The organism is Gordonia sp. (in: high G+C Gram-positive bacteria) (assembly GCF_047600385.1).
Lineage (GTDB): Bacteria > Actinomycetota > Actinomycetes > Mycobacteriales > Mycobacteriaceae > Gordonia.
Window position 1 is genome coordinate 2910450 of record NZ_JASGKZ010000001.1, and the last position, 20947, is coordinate 2931396.

Annotated in this window: 15 protein-coding genes and 3 pseudogenes; 7 read left to right on the forward strand and 11 right to left on the reverse strand. The window is 70.7% G+C overall.

All coding sequences use genetic code 11. The annotated features are described in order from the left end of the window. Window positions 1-199: 199 nt before the first annotated feature. The 5 genes and pseudogenes from pgl to tkt all read right to left on the reverse strand — a co-directional run bounded on the left by pgl (window position 200) and on the right by tkt (window position 6726). Complete coding sequence (gene pgl, locus QM809_RS13105; protein ID WP_415046200.1) at window positions 200-919, reverse strand: 6-phosphogluconolactonase; 720 nt, start codon at window positions 917-919, stop codon at window positions 200-202. Beyond that, window positions 916-1845 (reverse strand): glucose-6-phosphate dehydrogenase assembly protein OpcA, encoded by a 930-nt coding sequence (locus QM809_RS13110; RefSeq protein ID WP_415046201.1) that lies wholly within the window; start codon window positions 1843-1845, stop codon window positions 916-918. Before QM809_RS13110 ends, pgl begins: the two co-directional genes overlap by 4 nt. Window positions 1846-1912: 67 nt before the next feature. After that, window positions 1913-3449: pseudogene (gene zwf, locus QM809_RS13115) on the reverse strand (glucose-6-phosphate dehydrogenase). A 3-nt stretch (window positions 3450-3452) separates the two neighbouring features. Then, a complete protein-coding gene (tal, locus tag QM809_RS13120) occupies window positions 3453-4571 on the reverse strand; it encodes a transaldolase (protein ID WP_415046202.1) in 1119 nt (372 codons plus the stop codon). 55 nt (window positions 4572-4626) lie between these two features. Continuing rightward, window positions 4627-6726 (reverse strand): transketolase, encoded by a 2100-nt coding sequence (gene tkt / locus QM809_RS13125; protein ID WP_415046203.1) that lies wholly within the window; start codon window positions 6724-6726, stop codon window positions 4627-4629. Window positions 6727-7008: 282 nt separating this feature from the next. Here tkt and QM809_RS13130 point away from each other — a divergent pair, with 282 nt between their 5' ends. Beyond that, window positions 7009-8007: a heme o synthase gene (locus QM809_RS13130; protein ID WP_415046204.1), complete on the forward strand. Its 999-nt coding sequence runs from the start codon at window positions 7009-7011 to the stop codon at window positions 8005-8007. Between the two features lie 821 nt (window positions 8008-8828). Next, complete coding sequence (locus tag QM809_RS13135; protein ID WP_415046205.1) at window positions 8829-9392, forward strand: hypothetical protein; 564 nt, start codon at window positions 8829-8831, stop codon at window positions 9390-9392. On the opposite strand, the gene QM809_RS13140 is transcribed toward QM809_RS13135, so the two are convergent. Both QM809_RS13140 and QM809_RS13145 read right to left on the reverse strand, forming a co-directional pair. Continuing rightward, the gene (locus QM809_RS13140; protein ID WP_415046206.1) at window positions 9389-10120 is read right to left on the reverse strand and encodes a hypothetical protein; all 732 of its coding nucleotides are present in this window, start codon (window positions 10118-10120) and stop codon (window positions 9389-9391) included. The genes QM809_RS13135 and QM809_RS13140 overlap by 4 nt on opposite strands. Next, entirely contained in the window at window positions 10117-11100 is a 984-nt protein-coding gene (locus tag QM809_RS13145; RefSeq protein WP_415046207.1) for a quinone oxidoreductase family protein, read from the reverse strand. Before QM809_RS13145 ends, QM809_RS13140 begins: the two co-directional genes overlap by 4 nt. Before the next feature lie 32 nt (window positions 11101-11132). Between QM809_RS13145 and QM809_RS13150 the strand changes: the two genes are divergently transcribed. Then, window positions 11133-11516 carry a hypothetical protein gene (locus QM809_RS13150; protein WP_415046208.1) on the forward strand — a complete coding sequence of 128 codons (384 nt, stop codon included), beginning with the start codon at window positions 11133-11135 and terminating at the stop codon, window positions 11514-11516. Between the two features lie 177 nt (window positions 11517-11693). Here the strand turns inward: QM809_RS13150 and QM809_RS13155 are convergent, their stop codons facing one another. The 4 genes and pseudogenes from QM809_RS13155 to mptB form a co-directional block, all read right to left on the reverse strand. Beyond that, window positions 11694-12740, reverse strand: coding sequence for a COX15/CtaA family protein (locus QM809_RS13155; RefSeq protein WP_415046209.1), 1047 nt, complete (start codon window positions 12738-12740; stop codon window positions 11694-11696). After that, on the reverse strand, window positions 12737-13531 hold the full coding sequence (locus tag QM809_RS13160) for an ABC transporter permease (protein WP_415046210.1): 795 nt from the start codon (window positions 13529-13531) through the stop codon (window positions 12737-12739). Before QM809_RS13160 ends, QM809_RS13155 begins: the two co-directional genes overlap by 4 nt. Beyond that, window positions 13528-14475, reverse strand: a complete 948-nt coding sequence (locus QM809_RS13165) for an ABC transporter ATP-binding protein (RefSeq protein ID WP_415047085.1) — start codon at window positions 14473-14475, stop codon at window positions 13528-13530. Before QM809_RS13165 ends, QM809_RS13160 begins: the two co-directional genes overlap by 4 nt. 34 nt (window positions 14476-14509) lie before the next feature. Next, window positions 14510-16301 (reverse strand): annotated as a pseudogene (mptB, locus tag QM809_RS13170) (polyprenol phosphomannose-dependent alpha 1,6 mannosyltransferase MptB). Window positions 16302-16417: 116 nt separating this feature from the next. Between mptB and QM809_RS13175 the strand changes: the two are divergent. From QM809_RS13175 to sufC, 4 genes and pseudogenes are all read left to right on the forward strand, one after another. Then, complete coding sequence (locus tag QM809_RS13175; RefSeq protein ID WP_415047086.1) at window positions 16418-17203, forward strand: helix-turn-helix transcriptional regulator; 786 nt, start codon at window positions 16418-16420, stop codon at window positions 17201-17203. Between the two features lie 237 nt (window positions 17204-17440). Further along, complete coding sequence (gene sufB, locus QM809_RS13180) at window positions 17441-18655, forward strand: Fe-S cluster assembly protein SufB (RefSeq protein ID WP_415046211.1); 1215 nt, start codon at window positions 17441-17443, stop codon at window positions 18653-18655. Then, window positions 18655-19849 (forward strand): annotated as a pseudogene (gene sufD / locus QM809_RS13185) (Fe-S cluster assembly protein SufD). Before sufB ends, sufD begins: the two are co-directional and overlap by 1 nt. A gap of 292 nt (window positions 19850-20141) precedes the next feature. Then, window positions 20142-20945, forward strand: a complete 804-nt coding sequence (gene sufC, locus QM809_RS13190) for a Fe-S cluster assembly ATPase SufC (RefSeq protein WP_415046212.1) — start codon at window positions 20142-20144, stop codon at window positions 20943-20945. Window positions 20946-20947: the final 2 nt, after the last annotated feature.

A 20947-nucleotide genomic window follows, 5' to 3' on the forward strand; every position in this document is an offset into this window, starting at 1 on the left:
CCGGCTCGACCCGCGAGGAGGCGACTCGACCAGCGAAGAGCCGACTCGACCAACGAGGAGCCGACTCGACCGGCGTGGGTCGGTCGACCGGAGAAGAGCGCCCCTCGTCGGTCGAGCGGAGTCGAGACCACCCGATCCCGGTTCGGGCGAGCTCGCCCCGCTCCACACGCCGAGTCGATCGGAGTCCGCCCCGCGGACCTCAGAGTTCGGCGGCGGCGGGGCGGTCGAGGAGCCAGAGGGTCCGCTCGGTGCCGTGGGCGCCCGCGCACGGCCAGTCGGCCCGGTCGGCGCTGGCGTGCGCGGCGGCGACGGCTTGCGCTTTCGCCGCCCCGGACACCAGGAACCACACCTCGCGCGACCGGTTGATCACCGGGAAGGTCAGGGTGATCCGGCGCGGCGGCGGCTTGGGGGAGTCCGTCACCGCCACCACGGACGCGCGCTGTTCGGCGGTGGCCGCGGTGTGCGGGAACAGCGAGTTGACGTGCCCCTCGCCGCCCATGCCGAGCAGGTGGACGTCGAAGGTCAGGTCGTCGGGGATCAGCGCCGCGTAGGCGCGGGCGGCGGCGTCGACGTCGTCGCCGTGCGGGCCGTCGGAGGCGGGCATGGCGTGCACCCGCTCGGCGGGCACCGGGACGCGGTCGAGCAGGGCCTCGCGGGCCTGCACGACGTTGCGCTCCGGATCGCCCTCGGGCAGGAAACGCTCGTCGCCCCAGTACAGTTCGACCCGCGACCAGTCGAGTGCGGCCGGATCCGTCGCCAGCGCGGCCAGCAGCGCGATCCCGTTGGACCCGCCGGTCAACGCGATCCGCGCCGCCCCCCGCGCGTCCTGGGCGCGCCGGACGGCGTCGCCGAATCGTCGTGCGGCCGTGGCGACCAGCGCCTCTGCGTCGTCGAAGATCAGGGTTTCGAGTTCGGTCATGACCGTCCTGACGTCGGGGAGTACGGCTGACGGGTGACGCCGGAGAGGCCCTGCAGGGCGGCGCGGTAGACGACGTCGGCGTCCAGGCGGCGCAGTTCCTCGGCGAGACACTGCGCGGTGGTCCGGCGCGCGAACACCGCCCGACCGTCGGGGTGACCGGGCGATCGCAGCAGACCGCCGGAGCGGTCGACGGTCATCTCCACCGCGCCGTCCGGACGGAGCAGGCTCACGTGCCAGCGGCCGGTCTCGCGGAGCACCGGGACGTCCAGCGCCTGCGCCAGCCAGCCGGCGAACAGGTCCGCCGCCGGGTTCACCGCGGGGCCGGTCACCGTCGCCGAGACCACCGGCAGGTGCGGCGGCCGGTCCAGCGCCGAGACCAGGGTGGCGCGCCACGGGGTGATCGCCGACCACGCCAGGTCGGTGTCCCCGGGGCTGTAGCCGAGCCGGCGCGCGGCCAGGAACGATCCCGGGTCGTCGGCGGTACGCGCATCGGTGATCCGGCGCGAGGCCAGGCGGCCGAGCCGGTCCTCCGCGGGCCGGTCCGGGGCCCGCCCGGGCCACCAGGTGACCACCGGGGTGTCGGGCAGCAGGAAGGGGGTCACCACCGAGTGCGCGTGCTCGGCCATCTCGCCGAACAGGGTCAGCAGGACCACCTCGGACGCCCCGGCGTCGCCGCCGACGCGGATCTCGGCGTCGAGCCGGTCGCCGGCGCTCCGGTCGCCCCGGATCACGACGATCACGCGGCACGGATGCTCACGACTGGCCTGGTTGGCCACCGTGACGGCGGTCTCGGCCACCTCGCCGGGCTCGGTGTCGATGATCAGCGTGAGCACGCGGCCGACGGTCACCTCGCCGCCGGTGTTGCGCATGCGGACCAGCTTCTTGCTCACCTCCTGCGTCGAGGTGTCGGGCAGGCTGACGATCATCGGCGCCTCCTTCGCATCGTGGACCGCGTCGTGCGTCCCGTCGTGAACCGCATGGTGGGCACCCGTCTCACGGCCGACGCCAGACGCGGCCGTGCCGGGCCATCATCCGGTCGGCGCAGTCGGGCCCCCAGGTGCCGGCCTCGTAGGTCTCCGGTCGGCCCGCGGACTCCCATTCGGCGAGCACCGGGTCCAGGATGGACCAGCTCAGCTCCACCTCCTCGTTCACCGGGAACAACGACGGCTCGCCGAGCAGGACGTCGAGCAGCAGCCGTTCGTAGGCCTCGGGGGAGCTCACCGTGAACGCCTCGCCGTAGCTGAAGTCCATGTTCACGTCGCGCACCTCCATCCCGGTGCTGGGGACCTTGGAGCCGAACCGCAGGTTCACGCCCTCGTCCGGCTGCACGCGGATCACCATCGCGTTCTGGCCGAGTTCGGCGGTCATCGAGTCGTCGAACGGCAGGTGCGGCGCCCGCTTGAAGATCAGGGCGATCTCGGTGACGCGTTTGCCCAGGCGTTTGCCGGTGCGCAGGTAGAACGGCACCCCGGCCCAGCGGCGGGTGTCCACCTCGACGGCGATGGCCGCGTAGGTCTCGGTCGCCGACTCGGCGGAGAACCCCTCGTCGAGCAGACCGGGGACCTTCTCCGAGCCCTGCCAGCCGGCGCCGTACTGCCCGCGCGCCGAGTTCTCGGCGATCGGGGCGATGTTGCGGGTGGAGGAGAGCACCTTGATCTTCTCGGCCTGCAACTCGCGCGGGGAGAACGAGATGGGCTCCTCCATCGCGATCAGCGCCAGCAGCTGCAGCAGATGGTTCTGGATCACGTCGCGGGCGGCGCCGATGCCGTCGTAGTAGCCGGCCCGGCCGCCGAGCCCGATGTCCTCGGCCATGGTGATCTGGACGTGGTCGATGTAGTGACTGTTCCAGAGCGGCTCGAAGAGCTGGTTGGCGAAGCGCAGCGCCAGGATGTTCTGGACGGTCTCCTTGCCCAGATAGTGGTCGATGCGGAACACCGACTCCTCGGGGAACACGCTGTTGACCAGGGCGTTCAGTTCCCGCGCGGACTCCAGGTCGTGGCCGAAGGGCTTCTCGATCACCACCCGCTGCCAGCTGTCGGGGTCCTCGGAGGTGGCCATCCCGGTGCGCCGGAGCTGGCTGAGCACGGTGGGGAAGGCCTTCGGCGGGATCGCCAGATAGAACGCGTGGTTGCCGTCGGTGCCGCGTTCGCGGTCGAGCTCGGACAGGGTGTCCTTGAGCCGGTCGAACGCGGCGTCGTCCTCGAAGGTGCCCTCGACGAACCGGATGCCCTCGGCGAGCTTGGCCCACTGCTCCTCGCGGAAGCCGGTGCGCGAGCGCTCCTTCACGTCGTTCTTCACGAACTCCGCGAAGTCCTGGTGATCCCAGTCGCGCCGGGCGAACCCGACCAGCGCGAAACTGGGCGGCAGCAGACCGCGGTTGGCGAGGTCGTAGATCGCCGGGCATCAGCTTGCGCCGGGACAGGTCACCGGTGATGCCGAAGATCACCAGGGCCGACGGCCCGGCGATGTGCGGCAGCCTCCGGTCGTTGGGGTCGCGGAGCGGATTGGTCCATCCACCGGAGGCGGTCACGCGCTAGGCCTTCGCAGCCTGGAGTCGCGCCGCCGTGGCGGTGAGCAGCTCGTCCCACGCGACCTCGAACTTCTCGACGCCCTCGCGCTCCAGGAGCGCGAACACCTCCGCCAGATCGATGCCTGCGGCGGTGAGGGAGGCGAACACCTCCCGGCTCTCGGCGGCCCGGCCGAGGATCGAGTCGGCGTCCACCCAGCCGTGATCGGCGAAGGCCTCCATCGTCTTGCCCGGCATGGTGTTGACGGTGTCCGGGGCGACGAGTTCGCTCACGTACAGGGTGTCCGGGTACTCCGGGTTCTTCACGCCGGTCGACGCCCACAGCGCGCGCTGCGGGCGGGCGCCGTGCGCCTTGAGCGCCGGGAAGCGGACGCCGAGGTCGAACACCTCCTGGTAGGCGGCGTAGGCGAGGCGGGCGTTGGCCAGTCCGGCCTTGCCCCGCAGGGCCAGGGCCTCGGGGGTGCCCAGGGCCTCCAGGCGCTTGTCGATCTCGGTGTCCACGCGGGAGACGAAGAACGACGCGACCGAGACGATCTCGGCGACGTCGTGCCCGTTCTCCAGGGCGGCGTCGAGGCCGTCGAGGAAGGCGTCGATCACCTCGCGGTACCGCTCCACCGAGAAGATCAGGGTCACGTTGACGCTGATGCCCTCGGCGAGGACCCGCGTGATGGCCGGCAGCCCGGCCTTCGTGGCGGGGATCTTGATCAGCGCGTTACGCCGGTCGACCAGGTTCCACAGCTCGATCGCCTGGGCGACGGTGCCGTCGGTGTCGTGCGCCAGGCGCGGATCCACCTCGATGGAGACGCGGCCGTCGACGCCGTCGGTGTCGGCGAAGAGCGGTTCGAAGACGTCGCAGGCCGAGCGGACGTCGTCGGTGGTGATCGCGGTCAGGGTCGCGTCGACGTCGGCGCCCTCGGCGGCCAGGCGGGCGATCTGGTCGTCGTACACGTTCGACCCCGCGATCGCGTTCTGGAAGATCGCCGGGTTGGTGGTCACGCCGACCACCGAGTATCCGTCGATCCGGTCCTGCAGGGCGCCCGAGTCGATCAGGTCGCGGGAGAGGTCGTCGAGCCAGACCGAGACCCCCGCGGTGGAGAGATCGGCGAGCTTGCTGTTCTGGGGCATGTCGTGGTCCTCCTGGCGGGGGTCTCTGAAAGGTCTGGTGTCCGGGCGGGTCGGGTCAGCGGCCGAGCAGTCCGCGCGCGGCGGCCGCGACGGCGTCGGCGGTGATCCCGAACTCCTCGTACAGCTTCTGGTAGGGAGCCGAGGCGCCGAAGTGCTCCAGCGAGACGATCTCGCCGGGGGCCGCCGCGATGCCGCCGCCGCCGTGGGCGATGCGGTACCACGGCATGGCGATACCGGCTTCGACGACGACGCGCGCCACTCCGGCGGGCAGCACCTCGTCTCGGTAGGCCTGATCCTGCTCGTCGAACCACTCGATCGACGGCATCGAGACCACGCGGGCCGCGATCCCGTCGGCGGCCAGCGCCTCGGCGGCCTCGACGGCCAGTGCGACCTCCGAGCCGGTGCCGATCAGCACGACGTCGGGAGCGCCCTCGGGATCGGACAGCACGTAGCCGCCGCGGGTGACGCCCTCGAAGGAGGTGCCGGCCAGCACGGGGACGTTCTGGCGGGTGAGCGCCAGACCGGCCGGGACCTCCCGGCGGGTCAGGATGTGCCGCCAGGCGTGCGCGGTCTCGTTGGCGTCGGCCGGACGCACGACGTCCAGGCCCGGGATGGCGCGCAGCGCGGCCAGGTGCTCCACCGGCTGGTGGGTGGGGCCGTCCTCGCCGAGGCCGATCGAGTCGTGCGTCCACACGTAGACCGGATCGATCTTCATCAGCGCGGCGAGCCGGACGGCCGGCCGCATGTAGTCGGCGAACTGCAGGAAGGTGCCCGCGTACGGGCGGGTGGGGCCGTGCAGCACGATGCCGTTGAGGATCGAGCCCATCGCGTGCTCGCGGATGCCGAAGTGCAGCGTGCGGCCGTACGGGTCGGCGGTCCAGGTGGAGGTGCTGATCGACGCGGGGCCGAACGACGTCGCCCCGGCCATGGTGGTGTTGTTGGAGCCGGCGAGGTCGGCCGAGCCGCCCCACAGCTCGGGCAGCACCGGGGCCAGCGCCGAGAGGACCTTGCCCGACGCCGAACGGGTGGCCACCGGCTTGTCGCCGGGCTCCCAGGCGGGCAGCACGTCGGCCCAGCCCTCGGGGAGCGCGTGGGCGTACAGGCGGTCGAACAGCTCCTTGCGCTCCGGGTTCGTCTGCGCCCAGGCGTCGAAACCGGTCTGCCACTCCGCGCGCACCGCGGCGGCCCGCTCCCGCAGACCGCGGGTGTGGGCGATCACCTCGTCGGAGACCTCGAAGTTCTTCTCCGGGTCGAAGCCCAGGATCTTCTTGGTCTCGGCGATCTCGCCGTCGCCCAGGGCGCTGCCGTGCGAGGCGCCGGTGTTCATCTTGGTCGGGGCCGGCCAGGCGATGACGGTGCGGACGATGATGATCGACGGCTTGTCGGTCACGCTCTTGGCGTGGGCGACGGCGTTCTCCAGCGCGACGACGTCCTCGCCGCCCTCGACGTACTGCACGTCCCAGCCGTACGACTCGTAGCGCTGCCCGGTGTCCTCGGTGAGGGCGATCTTGGTGTCGTCCTCGATCGAGATGTGGTTCTTGTCGTAGAAGACGATCAGGTTGCCCAGTTCCTGGGTGCCCGCGAGCGAGCAGGCCTCGGAGGTGACGCCCTCCTCGATGTCGCCGTCGGAGGCGATCACGTAGACGTGGTGGTCGAACGGGCTCTGCCCGGCCGGGGTCTCCGGATCGAACAGGCCGCGCTCGCGGCGGGCGGCCATCGCCATGCCGACCGCGGAGGCCAGGCCCTGGCCCAGCGGGCCGGTGGTGATCTCCACCCCGTCGGTGTGGCCGTACTCCGGGTGGCCCGGGGTCAGCGAGTCCCAGGTGCGCAGCGCCTCGATGTCGGACAGCTCGAGGCCGAATCCGCCGAGGTACAGCTGGATGTACTGGGTGAGGCTCGAATGGCCGCACGAGAGGACGAAGCGGTCGCGGCCGACCCAGGCCGGATCGGCGGGGTCGTGGCGCATGACGCGCTGGTACAGGGTGTACGCGAGGGGAGCCAGGCTCATCGCGGTACCGGGATGTCCGCTTCCGCAGTGCTGCACGGCGTCGGCGGCGAGCAGCCGGGCGGTGTCGACCGCCCGAGTGTCCACGTCCGTCCAGTCGTCAGGGTGAACCTGCTTGGTCAGCTCTCGGATCTCATCTGTAACGGCCACGGTGGGGGCTTCTCCTGTGGGTTGGGGCGGCAAATGCCTCCAGCCTAAAGGACGGCGGCGCGTTCCGGTCCACTCGACACCGTCCGGCGGGGTCGGGCGGGCGTCGTCGTCGTTCCGCGGAGGGGCCTGAGCGGCCCGAATTCTCCGTTACCGGCGAGGAGGTCTAGGATTCTCAGCGGGCAGCCCCCCGCCGGTCGTACGACGACCCGTGTGCTTCGGGCCGCCACGCGAGGAAGATCCGGCCGGTCACGGCCGACCGCACGAAGACAAGGGAGTCTGGCGTTGAAGAGTGGGGAAAGCGTCAGTTCACGCGCTTCCGCCAGCGGTGACGACTCGCCGCAGCCTTCCGCCGCCGCGGGCGCCCGGGAATCGCTGGGTGCACGGGTCAGGGCGACGCTGCTCGCCTACATCGCACTGACCAAGCCGCGGGTGATCGAACTCCTGCTGGTCTCGACGATCCCGGTGATGCTGCAGGCGCAGCGCGGCGAGGTCGACATCGTCCTGATCCTGATCACCGTGGTCGGCGGCTGGATGGGCGCGGCGAGCGCCAACAGCCTGAACATGGTGGCCGACGCCGACATCGACCAGAAGATGAAGCGCACCCAGAAGCGGCCGCTGGCCCGCCACGCGGTGCCGGTGCGCAACGCGCTGATCTTCGGCGTCGTGCTGGCGATCGGCTCGTTCCTGATCCTGTACTTCGGCACCGGCGGCAAATGGCTGCCGCCGATCCTGGTGATGATCACCATCGCCTTCTACGTCTTCGTCTACACGCTGATCCTCAAGCGGCGGACCTGGCAGAACGTGATCTGGGGCGGGGCGGCCGGCTGCATGCCCGCGCTGGTCGGCTGGGCCGCGGTGACCGGGAACCTGAGCTGGCAGCCGGTGGTCCTGTTCCTGGTGGTGTTCTTCTGGACGCCGCCGCACACCTGGGCGCTGGCCATGCGCTACCGCGAGGACTACCGCGCCGCGGGCGTCCCGATGCTCCCGGTGATCGCCTCCGACGAGCGCGTGACCCGCCAAATGCTCGCCTACACCTGGCTGACCGTGCTCACCTCGTTCTTCCTGATCCCGGTGACCGGCTGGATCTACACCGCGGTCGCGGTGCTGGCCGGCGCCTGGTTCATCTGGTGCGTCACCAAGCTGTACGTCGAGACCCGGCGCGGCGCCGAGGTGAAGCCGCTCAAGATCTTCCTGCAGTCCAACGAGTACCTGGCGCTGCTCTTCTGCGGCCTGGCCGTCGACGCGGTCCTGCACCTGCCGACCGTCGCCTCCTACTTCTGAGACGTCGGTCTCCGGGGTCGGGTCTCTCCCGGCCTTCCGCTTTCCGATCCGGGTCTTCCCGGTCTCTCCCGGCTCTTCCGCCGCGGGATCGGCGCCGTCCGCCGTGTCCGCGGACCGGGGATCTGTCAGAGTCGACCCGGTGAAGAACGATTCCTTCTCCGCCGTCACGACGATGATCGCGGCGACCGTGTCGGCCGTCGTCGGTCTGGTGGTCGCGACCGTGTCCGACGACGCGGCGCCGCGCCTGCTGGGCGCGGTCCTCGCCGTCGTGACCCCGCTGGCCGCACTGGGCGTGTTGCGCACCTCGCATCCGAACACCGCCCGGGTCGGCGTCTTCCTGATCCCGGCGGCGATGCTCTCGCTCGGCCTGCCGGTCGCCGGCGTCGTGAACTCGGGATCGGCGCAACCGGTGCGGTCTGCGATCGGTGCGGACGATCGGCCCGACGACGTGACGCGGCGTCTGCCCAGCGACCCCGAGGCCCGCCTCGATCAGGCCCTGGACCGGGCCGACGAGTTGCTTCCGCAGGGGTCGTCGCACCTGCTGGGGATCGGCCTGGACGAGAACTCGATGCGCGTGACCGTCTACGACGCCTCCACCGGCGAGGCGATCAGCGCGAACGGCAGCGGCGGACGATGGTATTCGGAGAACCGGCAGCGGGCCGTCGACCGTCGGACGTTCTCGCGGGCCGACCTGAAGGATCTGCACCTGAACACGGTGACCGGGGACGTCCGGAAGGCGGCCGACGAACTCGGACTCCGCAAGGATCAGGCGCACCCGGCCGACGGCATTCGACCTCGGCCGGCGCAGCGACGGCATGCTGGTGGCCGAGTACACGGTCGCCCACCGGACCGTCGAGGCCGACATGTCCGGGCGCGTCGCCGACACCGCGAAGGCCGCCTTCGTCGAGACCGTCCTGGAGCAGGCGGAGACGACGATGCGCGCCCTCGGCCTGGACCCGACCGCTCCGATCCTCACCCGGATCGATTTCAGGACCGTCACCGAGGGGTCCTCACCGATCTCCGCCTCGTCGATCCAGAACTCCGGCGGATTCTCCCTCGCCCTGGCCGGGACGAGGTTCTCCGAGGTCACGGTGGTGCCCGGGTGCTTCCCGACGACCACCGAACGCGACACCGGTTCGCGGAAGGGGGAGTTCGCGCTCGCCGAGATCACCTCCGCCGCCCTGATCGGGGCCCGTGACGACCTCCTGCGGCGCCACGACCTGCCCGCGTTCGACGGCGAGGTGGTCGCCTTCGCCGTCGGATCCGCTCCCGGAGCGCATCGCGGCGAGGGCCCGGTGCTGCGCCTCCAGGTCGGCTCGGGCCGGAGCGAGGCGCTCGCCGTCTACTCGCCGGCCGGGCGGTTCCTGCGCGCGAGCCGCTATTAGGTGGCCTCGATCGCTTTCTGGACCTCGCGGACCAGGGCATTGTGCATGGGGGCCGGGGCGTCGACCACGCCGCGTTCGGCGAGGGCGTCGATGGTGCCCAGGACCTTCTCCAGGTAGGTCGCCCGCTCCGGGCCGCGGGTGCCGTCGGCGTGCCGCCACAGGTTCAGGGCCTTGCGACACTCGCCGGCATTGGTCGCGGCGAGCCCGTCGGTGCCGGTCGAGCGCGCATGGCGGTCGGCGGCGGCCCAGTCGGTGCGCAGCATCGCGACCGCGCTCAGATACTCCTGTGCGTGCGCCTCGCCCGGGAACTCGTCCGAACGCAGCCCGCCGGCGAGTTCGAGCGCATCGTGGAAGTCGACGATCGGCGGCGCCGCCAGGTCCCACATCGCGGGGAACCGCAACAGCATCGCCGGATCGAGTTCGTACGCGCCGTAGGCGGACAGCACCCGGTCGTGCTGGTCGACCGCCCGCGCCCAGCGCTGCCGCAGGGACGTGTCGGGCTGCGGGGCCGCGGGGTCCGGTAGGGAAGCCGTCTTCGCCAGGCCGGGCCTCCCGATCGCCACGGCACCGATCGCGACGAGCACGACGACGACGATCCCGGTCACCGTCGGACCCGCCGGCCTGGCGACCGCCGTCAGGATCGCCAGGATCGCGACACCGGCCGCGACCCCCAGGCGTCCGGCGCCGAGACCGGCGAACGGCCCGGTCCCGGTCGCGCCGCCGTTCACGGGATCAGCACCGTGCTGCCGACGGTACGACGCGCCTCCAGATCACGGTGCGCCCGGGCGGCCTCGGCGAGCCGATATCGCTGCCCGACCCGCACCGACACCGACCCGTCCGCGAGCGCGCCGAGGAACTCGCCGGCCCGCCACGCGAGCTCGTCGGGGTCGGCGATGAAGTGCGCGAGCGTCGGCCGGGTCACGCTGAGCGACCCCAGCGGATTGAGCCGCTGCAGATCGAACGGCGGCACCGGGCCGCTCGCGGCCCCGAACAGGACGACGGTCCCGCGCACCGCCGTCGCCGCCAGCGACTGCTCGAAGGTGGCCGCGCCGACGCCGTCGTACACGACGGGCACACCGCGGCCGCCGGTCAACGCGCGGACGCGGGCGGGGACGTCGTCGGTGTAGCGGAGCACCTCGGCGGCCCCGGCCTCCCGGGACAGCGCCTCCTTGGCGTCGGAGGAGACGGTGGTGATCACCCGCAGGCCCCTGCGCACGGCCGTCTGCGTGAGCACGAGCCCGACGCCGCCCGCCCCGGCGTGGATCAGGACGGTCGCCGGTTCGACGGGGTTCCCGCGATCGAGCGCCGTGGAGACCCCGTCGAGCAGATAGTGCGCGGTGAGGCCGCGGAGCAACGACGACCCCGCCGTCTCGTCGGAGACCCCGTCGGGGATCGGCAGCGCGCGGGCCGCGGGCACCACCGCGAACTCGGCGTAGCTCGCCGGGGCGTCGCACCAGCAGACCCGCTGGCCGACGCGCAGACCGGTCACGTCGTCGCCCACCGCGACGACCTCTCCCGCCCCCTCCAGCCCGGGCACGTAGGGGAGTGCCGCGGGATACATCCCGGCGCGGAAGTAGGTGTCGATGAAGTTCACGCCCGCGGCGCGGACCCGCACCAGGACCTGGCCGGGACCCGGCTCGGGGTCGGACACGGTTCCGTACTCGAGGACGTCGGGACCGCCGGTCTTCGTCACACTGATCGCGCGCATGCCTCAGTCTCGCACGCGGTTAGACTGGGGACATGAGCGAAGACACCCAGAACGCCGAGAACGCCGCCCCGGCGGAGCCGAAACTCGACGACGCCGTGCTCTCGTCGGTCCGCGACTACGTGGCCTCCGAGGACGGCAAGGCCACCGCGGTGCTGCAGCCGATCGGCGCGGCCGGTGTGCGCGTGACCCTGGTCGGCGAGAAGGACGGCGTCCTCGGCGACCGCGTGGTGCCGTCGATGGACGTGGCGAAGGAACTGGTCGCCGAGATCGACGGTCTGGAGACCGGCGAATGGGATCGCGACCTCACCACCAAGGCCACCGTGGAGCCGAGCCACTGGCGCAAGATGGCCGGATGGGTCGCCAAGCAGAAGCGCTTCCCGAAGGCCCGGAACAACAAGAGCGTCGACTACAGCTGAACCCTCTCCCTCGCGGATCGAGCCTTTCTCATCGGCTGCGATCGCTTCGTCGGCCGAGCCCTCTTCGTCGCTGTGCTCCTCCCCGCCTCCACCGATCCCTGAGCCGGTGAGGAGCACAGCGACGAACCGGGTCGAAGGGTCGTGAACGCTCGCCGGGGACCCTTCGACTTCGACCACTCACTTCGTTCGTGGTCGGCTCAGGGATCGGTGGGAAGAGTCGTCTGTAGGGGGCGGTCGGTTCAGGACGTCGGTTCGGGAGCGTCGGCCAGGTCGCGGATGCGTTCGGCCTGCACTGCGACTAGCACCAGACAGGTCGCACCGATCATCAGCACGGCCGAACCGAACATGTGCAGGATCACCAGCACGATCGGCAGGCTGGTGGCGTACTGGACGTAACCGATCACGCCCTGCAGCAGCAGCGCCCCGGTGAACCAGAACACCGCGCGTCGCATGGTCAGTCGGGCGATCACGCTCAGCGCGATCAGCGCCAGGGTCATGCCCGATCAGCATCCAGACCGCGTCGACGTGCAACTGGGTGGCGTTGGCGGGGTCGAGGCCGTTGCGGTGCGAGTTCTCGTCGCCGGAGTGCGGGCCGGAACCGGTCACGACGGTGCCCAGGTACACCGTGACCCAGGTGATCGCGTAGACGCCCCAGGCCAGGGCCACCGCGAGACGGGAGATCACCGAGTCGCGGGGGATCTCGACGTCGTCCGCGGACGGTCCGTCCGTCGACTCCTCCACACGACCGGGACGGGTCCGGATCACCAGCCAGGTGGCCGCGGAGACGATGACCATGGTCGCCAGGAAGTGGAAGGCCACCACCCACGGGTTGAGCTTGGTGAGCACCGTGATGCCGCCGATCACGGCCTGCGCCGGGACGCCGAGGGCGACGGCGGTGGCGAGCCGACGGGCGAGACGGTCGACGGGTCGGTACCGCATGGCGGCCACCCAGGTGGCGATCGCGATCACCACGAGCACCCAGGTGAGCATGCGGTTGCCGAACTCGATCACCCCGTGATAGCTCAGCGGGGGCGTGTACCTGCCGTCGCCGCACTGCGGCCACGTGGGGCAGCCGAGTCCCGAACCGGTGAGCCGGACCGCGCCGCCGGTCACCACCAGCAGGACGTTCGCCGCGAGATCGGCGACCGCCCAGGCGTACAGGAAACGGAGAGTGGGCGTGCGGAATCCGAACCAGCGGGCTGTGCCGGTGTGGGAACTGCTCATTCGAACTTGAACCACCTGACTGCTCCCAGGCCGCCGAGCGCGGCCCAGACGAGGAGGACGACGGCGCCGCCGACGTCGAACGACGTGTGCTGAGTGGCCTGCGTCAGAGCCTGCGTCAGCGCCCCGGAGGGGGCGAGCCGGGCGATCCACAGCGCGGCGGCGGGCACGTCGCCGGAGAAGACGACCAGGCCGGACAGGGCGAGAAGGACGAACCAGATCAGGTTGCCCAGCGCGAGCACCACCTCGGCCTTCATGGTGCCGCCGAGCAGCAGACCGAGGGTGGCGAAGGCCATCGTCCCGAGGGCGATCATCACGACGCCGATCGCCAGACCGCCGATCGACGGCCGCCAGCCGAGGAACAGGCCCAGCAGGCCGATGACGACCGACTGGCCGATCACGACGATCACGACGGCGAGCGACTTGCCCGCGATGATCCCCCAGCGCGGGATCGGCGTGGCGCCGAGTCGTTTCAGCGCGCCGTAACGCCGGTCGAAGCCGACGGCGATGGCCTGGCCGGTGAACGCCGTGGACATGATGGCGACGGCCATGATCGCCGGCACCAGCCGGGTCGCGCGGTCGGCGGACGACTCGCCCAGGGCGGTGATCGGCATCAGCGAGAGCCCGATCAGCATGGTGACCGGGATGAAGAGCGTGAGGAGCAGCTGCTCGCCGTTGCGGATGAGGAGAGTGAACTCCATCCGCGTCTGGGCCGCTATCATCCGGGCCAGCGGGGCCGCCTGCGGTGCGGGCGTGAAGGTGCCCGGCGCGAATCGGTTGCCTGCGGTGGTCACGGGCGCACCTCTCGTCCGGTGAGTGCGAGGAAGACGTCTTCCAGGCTGTGGGTGACCGCGGAGAGTTCGGTGGCGAGGACGTCCCGCGTCTCGCACCAGGCCGCGACCCGGGAGATCAGCGTCGGCGTGATCGGTCCGATCACGGTGGTGACGTTGCCCGCACCGGGCTCGCAGCGGTAGTCCCCGCCCAGGTCGGCGGTCAGCTCCGCGCAGTCGATCGGGTCGGCCGTCACCAGACGCAGGCGATCCTGCGATCGGGCGCCGGTGAGGTCGGCGGGTGTGCCGGAGGCCACCACGCGGCCGTGGTCGATGATGACGATCCGGTCGGCGAGCGCCTCGGCCTCGTCGAGCAGGTGGGTGGTGAGCAGCACTGCCACGCCGTCGTCGCGCAGCCGGGACAGCAGTTCCCAGACCAGGATCCGGGCGTGCGCGTCGAGGCCGGCGGTGGGTTCGTCGAGGAAGACCAGCTCCGGGCGTCCGACCAGGGCGCAGGCGAGCGCGAGCCGCTGCTGCTGGCCGCCGGAGAGACGTCGGTACGACGTCCGCGCGCAGTCGCGCAGGCCGAGGACGTCCATCAGCCATTCGGGATCGAGGGGGTCGGCGCTGTACGACGCGCACAACCGGAGCATCTCGGCGGCCTTGGCCCCGGGATAGGCGCCGCCGCCCTGCAGCATCACGCCGATGCGGGTGCGGAGCTCCTCGTTGTCGGCCAGCGGATCGAGTCCGAGGACGCGGACCTCGCCCTCGTCGGGCCGGGTGAAGCCCTCGCAGATCTCGGCGGTGGTGGTCTTGCCCGCGCCGTTCGGTCCGAGCAGTGCGAGGATCTGACCGCGCGGGAGGTCCAGGTCCAGACCGTTCACCGCGGTGACCTCGCCGAACCTCTTGATCAGTCCCCGAACCGCGACGGCAGGCGAAGAGGAGGGGTCTGAATGCACGACGTCCAGCCTAAGCCCACGCCGCGGCGGACCGGCAGCCGGGTCAGGAGCTCCGACGGTTCCGCAGCCATCGGCGGACCGGGTGGTCGTAGAAGAAGAACGTGCTGGCCACGACCATCATCAGCAGCCCGGTGGCCAGTCCCTGGGCGACGACCATGGGCGGAGTGTCCGAGCTGGTCGGCATCACGACCACCGAGATTATCGCGGAGATCACAACGGTGCCGACCCGGAACCAGCGCGTGGTGGCCCAGGCCGCGAGCGGGATGATCGCCCAGAGCAGGTACCACGCCTGCACGAAGGGGAAGAACACCACGAAGGTGGCCATCGCGATGCCGAGCCCGCCGAGCGGATGGACCCGGCCCGCGACGCAGGCGAGCAGCCAGCGGACCACGAACGCGGCGGCGATCAGCTGGCCGATGGGTCGGGCGACGTCGAGGATCGCCTGCGTCTGCTCGCCCAGGCCCAGCCACAGGCCGATACGGCCGGCGACCACCGACAGCAGCGTCGGCATCGACATCCACGAGCGCACGATGCCGCCGGTGGACAGGGTCGAGGTCCAGCCGAAACCGAGGCCGGTGCCGAGGCAGATCGCCACGACCACCGTCGCGGACACGATCAGACTGAAGAACGCGGCCGCCAGCAGGGCCTGGATCGACGACTTCGAGCGCGCCCACCAGGTGCGCCACGGCGCGTTCCGGATCGCCGGGAGGGTGGCGCCCCAGCGTCGTGCCAGGGCGACGCCGACGAAACCGAGGGCGAGCGCCGAGGCCACCTTGATCGTCGACGACGCCGCGATCAGCGAGATCCCCGCGATCAGCAGCCGGCCCGCGGCGGTCGGCAGCCACCCGTCGCGGAGCCGCGCGGTGCCGTAGACGGCCCGGAAACTCCACTCCATGCCGACGAGCATCATGCCGATCATCAGGGCCTCGTTGTGGATGCCGCCGACCAGAATGCAGGATCACCAGCGGGTTCAGGGCGCCCAGCCAGAGTGCGGCGACCGACGATACGCCGCAGCGGCGGGCGAGTCGGGGGAGGGCCCAGATGATCATGGCGACGCCCGCGAGCGCGACCAGCCGGTGCAGGCCGACACCGAGGACGATCGTGTAGTCGGCGAGCCACGGGACGTGTTCGCCGATCCAGTCGGTGAGCGCGGTGATGCCCTCGCCGATCCAGAGGAACAGCGGGCCGTACGGGGCGGGGGTGTCCTTCCAGAGGTTCGGCACCGACAGGGTCAGGGTGTGGTCGACGCCGAGACCGCGCAGCGGGCTGTAGGTGTACGGATCCATGCCGCGGTGCGCGATCGCGCTCTGCGCCAGATACGAGTAGACGTCCTTGCTCAGCAGCGGCGGGGCGAGCAGCAGCGGCGCGATCCACATCGCGAAGGTGCGGTCGGCCTGCCGACGCGTCATCCGTCGTGCCGGGCTCCGGTTCTCGGCCACCTCGACGCCGTAGCGGCCGATCGCGAACCGGCCCAGCAGCACCCATGCGACGACCAGCATCATGGTGCCGCCGATGGAGATCGTCAGCGCGGTGGAGAACATCCGCGACGGCAGCGACAGCACGCGCATGCCGACGATCGGGTTCTGCAGCACCGGCACCATGCCGGTGCCGAGGGAACCGATGAGGATCAGGACGGCGCCGGTGGTGCCGAACAGGGTGATCCGCCGCAGCCGCCGCTCTTCGAGCGGGTTGAGCGGGCCGACCTCGCGCTCGTCGTCGTGCAGCCGCGCGACGGTGACGCCGTAGTCGCCGGTGGCATCGATGTCGGTGTTCCGCGAGGGCCGGGACAGGCCGAGGTAGTCGAGTGCCGGGCGCACTCCGGGAACTTGCCGCACCCGTCAGACTCTAGGCCATGACGCCGGTCACATCGGTGTTCCACCGGCCCTAGCCCCTTAGGCAACCCTTGCTGGAACCACCGGAATAATTACGTAACAATAATGTTGTGAAAAGCGTGGACGGAGCGAAACCGCTGCTCATCGAGCAGTTCGCGGACGGGAGCGGGGCCGACGGCCAGACCCGCGCCGCCGTCGTCGCGCTGCTGGTCGACGAGGGGCCGCTCACCGCGAGCGACATCGCCGAGCGACTCGGCATCAGCCCCGCCGGCGTCCGGCGCCATCTGGACATCCTGGTCGGTGCGGGCGACGTCGAGACCGCCGCCCCCGGTTTCGGTCGGGGCGGTCGCGGGCGGCCCGCCAAGTGGTTCCAGCTCAGTCCGACCGGACGCGGAAAGCTCCGGCACGCCTACGACGACCTCGCCGGCGCGGCGCTGCGCAAGCTCCGTCAGATCGGCGGCCAGGAGGCCGTCGAGGAGTTCGCCCGCGACCGGATCGACGGCATCGTCGATCCGGTGCCCGCGTCGTCGGGGGAGTCCGGGGACACGATCCGCGCCGTCCACCAGATCGCCGATGCGCTGACCGGCGCGGGCTACTCGGCCGACGTGCGCGAGGTCGGGACCGGCGTCCAGATCTGTCAGCACCACTGCCCGGTGGCACACGTGGCCACCGAGTTCCCCGAACTCTGCGAGGCCGAGACCGCGCGGTTCACCGAACTCCTCGGCACCCACGTGCAACGCCTCGCGACCATCGCCAACGGCGACTGCGCATGCACCACCTACGTACCGCTGAATCATCCGCCGCCGGTACCCCCGCCGGTCGACGGCTCCCCGGCCGCCGACCGATTACCCCGGACACAGCCCGATCCCACAGCCCAGATCTCCGACGGAAAGGCCACACGATGACGGTCACCGAACCCGCCGCGACCACGGTCGCCGCGCCAGCCCCGCTGTCCCAGGAAGAGACCATCGCGTCCTTCGACCGGTACGGCTACGGCTGGGCCGACAGCGACGACGCCGGCGCCTCCGCGCAGCGCGGACTCTCCGAGGCCGTCGTCCGCGACATCTCGGGCAAGAAGAACGAGCCCGAGTGGATGCTGGAGCAGCGCCTCAAGGCCCTGCGCATGCTTCGATCGCCAGCCGATGCCCCGCTGGGGTGCCGACCTGGACGGCATCGACTTCGACAACATCAAGTACTTCGTCCGCTCCACCGAGAAGCAGGCCGAGTCCTGGGAGGACCTGCCCGAGGACATCAAGAACACCTACGACAAGCTCGGCATCCCCGAAGCCGAGAAGCAGCGTCTGGTGGCCGGCGTGGCCGCTCAGTACGAGTCCGAGGTGGTCTACCACCAGATCCGCGAGGACCTGGAGGAGAAGGGCGTCATCTTCCTGGACACCGACTCGGGGCTGCGCGAGTACCCGGAGCTGTTCCAGGAGTACTTCGGCAGCGTGATCCCGGCCGGCGACAACAAGTTCTCCGCGCTCAACACCGCGGTCTGGTCGGGCGGCTCGTTCATCTACGTCCCGCCGGGCGTCCACGTGGACATCCCGCTGCAGGCCTACTTCCGGATCAACACCGAGAACATGGGCCAGTTCGAGCGCACGCTGATCATCGTCGACGAGGACGCCTACGTGCACTACGTCGAGGGCTGCACCGCGCCGATCTACAAGTCGGACTCGCTGCACTCGGCCGTCGTGGAGATCATCGTCCGCAAGGGCGGCCGCTGCCGGTACACCACCATCCAGAACTGGTCGAACAACGTCTACAACCTGGTCACCAAGCGGGCCAAGGCCGAGGCGGGCGCCACCATGGAGTGGGTCGACGGCAACATCGGCTCCAAGGTCACCATGAAGTACCCGGCGGTCTGGCTGACCGGCGAGCACGCCAAGGGCGAGGTCCTGTCGGTCGCGTTCGCCGGCGAGGGCCAGCACCAGGACACCGGCTCCAAGATGGTGCATCTGGCGCCGTACACGTCGAGCAACATCGTCTCCAAGTCGGTGGCGCGCGGCGGCGGCCGGGCGTCGTACCGCGGTCTGATCAAGATCAACCCGGGCGCCCACGGCAGCCGCAGCACGGTCAAGTGCGACGCCCTGCTGGTGGACCAGATCAGCCGCAGCGACACCTACCCGTACGTCGACATCCGCGAGGACGACGTCACCATGGGCCACGAGGCGACCGTGTCCAAGGTCTCCGACGACCAGCTCTTCTACCTGATGAGCCGCGGTCTCACGGAGGACGAGGCGATGGCCATGGTGGTCCGCGGCTTCGTGGAGCCGATCGCCAAGGAGCTCCCGATGGAGTACGCACTCGAACTCAACCGGCTCATCGAGCTGCAGATGGAAGGAGCGGTCGGCTGATGGCGACCCCCGAGAAGGTCAACACCGCCCAGGTCGACGCCGACGCCGCCGGCCCGGTGGTCAACAAGGGCGAACTCTTCACCTCGTTCGACGTCGACGCCTTCGAGGTGCCCAACCAGCGCGAGGAGGCGTGGCGGTTCACCCCGTTCCGCCGGCTGCGCGGCCTGCACGACGGTTCCGCGGTCGCGACCGCTTCGACCGTCGTCACCGCGACCGAGGCGCCGGGCGTCCGCGTCGAGACCGTCGCCCGCGGCGACGAGCGGCTCGGCCGGGGCGGCGTCCCCTTCGACCGCGTCGCGGCGCAGGCGTTCTCGTCGTTCCGCGAGGCCACCGTGGTGACCGTCGAGAAGGAGGCGCAGGTCGCCGAGCCGGTCACCCTGACGATCACCGGCCCCGGGAGGGGCGAGGTCGCCTACTCGCACGTCCAGATCCACGCCGAGCCGTTCAGCAAGGCCACCGTGGTGATCGACCAGCGCGGCGGCGGCGTGATCGGCGAGAACATCGAGTTCGTGGTCGGCGACAACGCGCACCTGACCGTCGTGAACGTGCACGACTGGGACGACGACGCCGTGCACGTGGCGGCCCACCACGTCGGCATGGAGCGCGACGCCGTGCTCCGCCACTTCGCGGTGAGCCTCGGCGGCGACACCGTGCGGCTCTCGCCGCGCGTGCAGTACCACCAGCCCGGCGGCGACGTCGAGATGTGGGGCCTGTACTTCGCCGACGCGGGTCAGCACCTGGAGCAGCGTCTGCTCGTGGACCACTCGGCGCCGAACTGTCGTTCGGTGGTCACCTACAAGGGCGCCCTGCAGGGCGATCCGTCCGGGGACAAGCGTCGCGAGGCCCACACCGTCTGGATCGGCGACGTGCTGATCCGGCCGAGCGCCGAGGGCACCGACACCTACGAGCTCAACCGGAACCTGGTGCTCACCGACAACGCGCGGGCCGACTCGGTGCCGAACCTGGAGATCGAGACCGGCGAGATCGTCGGCGCCGGCCACGCCAGCGCCACCGGCCGGTTCGACGACGAGCAGCTCTTCTACCTGCAGGTCGCGCGGCATCCCCGAGGACCAGGCCCGGCGCCTGGTGGTCCGCGGCTTCTTCGGCGAGGTCCTCGCCAAGATCGCCGTCCCCGAACTGCGTGAGCGCCTCGAAGCGGCCATCGAGGCCGAACTCGAGTCCGCCGGCGCCTGACCCTTCCTTCAGATCTCGACTCCGCTCGATCACCGAGGGGGTCCCCGACCACCGGGGGGATCCCCACCACCGAGGGGATCCCCACCACCGAGGGGATCCCGATCGGTGCGGGAATCCCGGCCACCGGGACGATCTCGCCCATGAGGGGGACCTCGTGAACGGGGTTCCCCCGCCGGCCGAGCGGAGTCGAGACCACAGTCTCCGCCGGTCGAGAACTCGACTCCGCTCGATCACCGAGAGGGGTCTCGATCGCCGAGACGCCGAGACCACACAGCCTAGAAAAGAGAATCCATTGAGCACTCTCGAAATCCGTGACCTGCACGTCGACGTCGCCCAGAGCGATCCCGACGCCGAGCCGATCCACATCCTCAAGGGCGTCGATCTGACGATCTCGTCGGATCAGACCCACGCGATCATGGGACCGAACGGTTCGGGCAAGTCGACGCTGGCGTACGCGATCGCCGGTCACCCCAAGTACACCGTCACCGGGGGATCCATCACGCTCGACGGCGAGGACGTGCTGGAGATGAGCGTGGACGAGCGCGCCCGCGCCGGCCTGTTCCTGGCCATGCAGTACCCGGTGGAGGTCCCCGGCGTCTCGACGTCGAACTTCCTGCGCAGCGCGGCCACCGCGGTCCGCGGCGAGGCCCCCAAGCTCCGCCACTGGGTCAAGGAGACCAAGGAGGCGATGGCCGACCTCGAGGTGGATCCGTCGTTCTCCGAGCGCGGCGTGAACGAGGGCTTCTCCGGCGGCGAGAAGAAGCGCCTGGAGATCCTGCAGCTGTCGCTGCTCAAGCCCAAGATCGCCGTCCTGGACGAGACCGACTCGGGTCTGGACGTCGACGCGCTGCGCGTGGTGTCCGAGGGCGTCAACCGCTACAAGGAGCGGGAGGCCGGCGGCGTGCTGCTGATCACGCACTACACGCGGATCCTGCGCTACATCAAGCCCGACTTCGTGCACGTGTTCGTGAACGGCCGCGTCGTCGAGTCCGGCGGCCCCGAACTGGCCGACGAGCTGGAGGAGAACGGCTACGTGCGGTTCACCGCGGCCGCAGCGAGCGGAGCCGATGCCTCGGCGGCCGCTCCGGCGAAGTAGTC